Origin of the sequence: Adlercreutzia sp. DFI.6.23, from assembly GCF_024462535.1 — a bacterium.
GTDB lineage: Bacteria > Actinomycetota > Coriobacteriia > Coriobacteriales > Eggerthellaceae > Adlercreutzia > Adlercreutzia rubneri.
The window spans coordinates 1-297 of the sequence record NZ_JANGBP010000596.1 but is presented as its reverse complement, the minus strand read 5'-3'; the positions used below and the strand labels follow the sequence as shown (position 1 = coordinate 297).

Sequence of the window (297 nt, the reverse complement as noted above, 5' to 3'; positions counted from 1 at the left end):
GGGGAATCGTCCCTCGTACACAGACGCGGCCGAGCCAGCTATCGCCCGGCGGCTGTACGAGCACTTTGCCGATCTGGCGCGCGCCGACGGCTTCACGGTGGCGACGGGCGAGTTCGGGGCCATGATGGACGTGGCGCTTGTGAACCACGGGCCGTTCACGGTGGTGCTTGACACCGACGCGCTTTAGCGGGGGGCGGCCCTCGCGAAGAGGAACAATCCCGCCAAAGAGGGACGGCCCCAGTAAAGAGTAGCCGCCCTGCGTCGCATGGGGCAATGGCACGTTGCGCGGCTAGTTTT

At 66.7% G+C, this 297-nt stretch carries 1 protein-coding gene; it reads left to right on the top strand.

Translation table 11 applies throughout. The features are described 5' to 3' along the window. Positions 1 to 187, top strand: a 187-nt coding sequence (locus NE591_RS14715) for a D-aminoacyl-tRNA deacylase (RefSeq protein WP_256157042.1), incomplete at its 5' end; no start/stop codon positions are given. Between the last annotated feature and the right edge of the window lie 110 nt (positions 188 to 297).